Annotated in this window: 4 protein-coding genes; all 4 read right to left on the reverse strand. The window is 68.1% G+C overall.

Features of this window, described 5'->3' with window-relative positions; translation table 11 throughout:
• Positions 1 to 135 precede the first annotated feature (135 nt).
• Entirely contained in the window at positions 136 to 600 is a 465-nt protein-coding gene (locus ABZ260_RS48505) for a hypothetical protein (protein WP_355632034.1), read from the reverse strand.
• Between the two features lie 325 nt (positions 601 to 925).
• Entirely contained in the window at positions 926 to 1,696 is a 771-nt protein-coding gene (locus ABZ260_RS48510) for a hypothetical protein (RefSeq protein WP_355632036.1), read from the reverse strand.
• A 175-nt stretch (positions 1,697 to 1,871) separates the two neighbouring features.
• The gene (locus tag ABZ260_RS48515; RefSeq protein ID WP_355632039.1) at positions 1,872 to 2,768 is read right to left on the reverse strand and encodes a hypothetical protein; all 897 of its coding nucleotides are present in this window, start codon (positions 2,766 to 2,768) and stop codon (positions 1,872 to 1,874) included.
• The coding region (locus ABZ260_RS48520; RefSeq protein ID WP_355632042.1) for a macro domain-containing protein at positions 2,765 to 3,582 on the reverse strand (818 nt) is incomplete at its 5' end. The genes ABZ260_RS48520 and ABZ260_RS48515, both read right to left, overlap by 4 nt.

Here is a 3,582-nt window from a genome sequence, read left to right on the forward strand (position 1 = left end):
TCGTGGAACAGCTGCGCATAGGTGAGGGCAGCAGCGTCGTAAGCCTCGCGGGTGGCACCGAGGGCATCGTGTTCGACCATGCTCGCGACAGTAGTTCCTGGCCCCGAGGCGAGCAGAGAATTCGCCGGGGCGCAGTCAGATGGCGTCATCCAGCTGTTCGGCCACCCGCTCCAGGCCACCCTTGATGAGCTGCCCATACTCGTCGTCGCCAAGTGCGCCGATCCCGTCCCGCGCCTGCTGGAGGTGCTCACGGGCGCGGCCGAGATCGCCCAGCTTGCGATAGCACTCACTCAAGTTCAGGTGCAACGACGGATACAAGCCGGCCACCGAAAGCGGCACCCCGGCTTGGGCCACCCGCTCATCAGTGATCAGGCCGACGGCGGCAAGCGCTCGCAGATCCCACATCAGCTCCTGGTGCACGTCGTCCTGCACGTCGGCCATCGAGTGGGCAAGGACGCAAACATGCAGCGGGTCGCCTTGCTCGCCGCCGATGTCGTCCCAGATCTGCGCGAACAAGTCGCGAGCGGCTTCACGCTGACCTTGGTGGTGATGCAACTCCACCCCCTGGCCGATCCGGGTCATCGTCGGGTCGGTGGTCATTAGCGGCTCCTTCACCGTCGCGGGCGACCGCAGCCAGCCTACTTGTCTGACGTGGCTTAACGATCTTCAAGCTTCTGACCAGTTAGTTCGCTTGACAACCCCAGATAACCCACGCACTGGCAGGCCCAACCGCCACGCGGCTCCTTCGGAGTACTTCGCATTGCGCCGGCCCGCTCGCTTTCTCAGGTCTGAAATCTCGCCCGGCTTCAACCGAATTGAGGTGCTCCAGAGATTCCGGACAGCCTGGTGACGTTACGGTCGGACTGCGACCACGAACGAGCCCTGCACGTCCTGGCCGAGGGCTTCGGCGCGTTCGTACGTGGACTCACGCCTCTACGGAGTCGTCGGACCGGGTGAAGCGGACCCAGCGACAGCTCCAGTCGTCGTCCGCATATGACTGTGCTGGTCCGTACATCTCTTCCGTGGACATGTACCGTCCCCGAGTTCCTTCGTGCCATCCGCAGGTGACGCGATACGTGCCGGGCTTGACCCACAGCACCGTACCGAGGCCCCCTTGGCCGTCCAGGTTGAGTTGGACCAGGGGATTCAGCCGGGCCAGGGCCTTGATTGACGCGGCTCTTTCCTGTGGTGTCGCGTACGAGCCGGTCTCATGCGCGTTTACCGCCGCCCAGACGACAACGACCCGGCCGCTGCGGAGCTCAAGCTCTCCTACTTCCTGTTCTTCGGCTGCGGACGCCCCGGCTGCGCGCCGACGTGGCGCATCCGTCCTACCGTGGGGGATCCATGAGCGCATGATCAGAAAGTTGTCGTCGTCGCCGACAGGGCCCTTCTGGTACCGGGCGTAGGCAATCTCCGCGCTGCCCTCGCGGTCCATTTCCCAGATGAGGCCGGCATGTTCCTCGTGCTCGCCGAAACGCACGAACGTGGCTTCGAGGTCATCGTCGTCCGGGTGGACCGCCGACCAGGCACGGGCATAGTCGCAGGCAGGATCCAGTTCGTGGTCAGGGCTGTGCACTGCACCGCCCCAGTCCGAGAAGGAGTCGACCTCACAGACGAGCAGCGGTCCACCCAGACAGCCAACCGTGGCGGACTCCCACACATATGTGGACTGCGACCTGGAATCTTCGTTGCTCACCTAAGCGGCTGCCGATCAATGACGGGTGTCAGAAAACATTGGACGGTTACCAGTGTGAGTCATAGCGGCGCCATCAGCATCGGTGGAACTACGTAGTCCGACGGAGGGCTGACTGCTAGGCCACCCGCGCCGTCGAGGTGGGACAGGCATCCGGCACGGTCATCGCAGCCGGACCTCAGTGACCGGCCACGGCGGCCAGCAGGTCGCCGGCACCGGCGGCAATGCCCAGGGCCCGGCCGCCGGGTAGTGCCGGCACCTCGGGTCGGACGGGGTTGACACGCAGCAGGCGGCCGTGCGCGCGGCTGCGGGCGATGCGCTCCATGGGCAGGCGGACGACGGTGGGGGTGTTGTAGCCGCTGCCGATGTCCAGGACGAGCAGGCGCTCGTCGGCCGGGCCGTCGTCCAGCCATGCCTGCAGCCGCCGGCCGGCGGGCAGGTAGGGATCGGGGATGTACTCCGGCCCTTTGTGCACGTTGAGGAACACCTCCCCGCCGCAGTTGGGGCAGGCCGGGATGGCGGCGGGGTCGGTGACGCGGCCAGTGGCCGGATCGTAGGCGGCCAGTGCGGCATCGATGATCGGTTTGCTGGGCCAGGTGTCGCGGGTGCAGGGCCGTTCGCACTGATAGCGGCCGTAGTCGCCCTGCGGGGTGAAGATCCGGCCCGCGTCGAAGCCGTTACGGGAGAACAGCGCGTCGACGTTGGAGGTCATCACGAAGTGGTGCCGGTCGCCGACCAGGTCGCGCAGCCCCCGGTAGACGGGGTGCGGGCCGGGGCCGAAGCGGATGTCGGTCACGTGCACCGACCAGTATCCCCACAGCAGGTCGGGGGGCAGCCGCAGGCCGATGAGCTGGTAACGGGCCCGCAACCCGAGGCGGTGCAGGGCGGGGAACAGTTCGGCGAACCGCCGGGTGTCGGCGTAGTCGTAGCCTGCGGCGACGGACAGCCCGGCGCCGGCGCCGATGAGGATCCGATCGGCCTCTCCGATCCAGGAACGCAGCGTGTCCGCGGCGGCGCGCAGGTCCGTCAGGATGGGACCACCGTGCGTGGGGCGGCCGGTGAGATGGTGCGTCATGATCGCCGGGTCCAGTCGGTGAGTGCCCGCAGGTAGGCGGTGTGGTCGTCGGCGCCGTAGACGTTGAAGACCACTCGGTCCAGGCGGCCTGGATGCGCTTCCATCCAATCGGCGACGGCGTCCAGGGCCACCCGTGCGGCCGCCGGCTTGGGATAGCCGAACACACCGGTGCTGATCCCGCAGAACGCCACCGTGCGGACACCGTCGACGGCGGCGGCCACCTCCAGGCAGGAACGGTAGGAACCGGCCAGATCGGCCGCGTGCCCGGCGCCCAGCGGGCCGTCAACGACGGGGCCGACGGTGTGCAGCACGTAGCGGGCGGGCAAGTGGTAGCCCCGAGTGATCTTCGCGGTGCCGGTCGGCTCGGGAGTGCCTTGCAGGGTCATGATGACCGCGCAGTCGTCGCGCATCCGAGGCCCGGCGGCGTTGTGGATGGCATTGTCGACGCACGGGTGCATGGGGCGGTAGCAGCCCAGCAGGGCGCTGTTGGCGGCGTTGACGATGGCGTCGACGGCCAGGGTGGTGATGTCGCCTCGCCACAGTTCGGTACACCTGGCCGCCGGATAGGCCGTCCGCGGTACCTGCTCGGCGATGACCGGCAGCGTCGAGGCGTCGACCGATCCCCGCATCATGCGCTCACCGCCCAGCAGCGCGTCGAGTGGCGCCACGGCCGCTTCCGGCAGCGGGCCGGGGGCGCGGACGGTCAGCACCGCCCGCAGCAACCGGCGGCTGGTGCCGTCATCCAGGTGCTCGACCTGGCCGGCTACCGGCAGCCGATCGATCTCGACCGGCCGTTCCGCCCGGCCGCCGTCCC

This window comes from Streptosporangium sp. NPDC006013 (genome assembly GCF_040614275.1).
Taxonomy (GTDB): Bacteria; Actinomycetota; Actinomycetes; order Streptosporangiales; family Streptosporangiaceae; genus Streptosporangium.

Bases quoted from the DNA above. Each gene is read 5' to 3' on its own strand.
- ABZ260_RS48505 (WP_355632034.1), bottom strand. From the start codon at position 600: ATGACCACCGACCCGACGATGACCCGGATCGGCCAGGGGGTGGAGTTG.
- ABZ260_RS48515 (WP_355632039.1), bottom strand. From the start codon at position 2,768: ATGACGCACCATCTCACCGGCCGCCCCACGCACGGTGGTCCCATCCTG.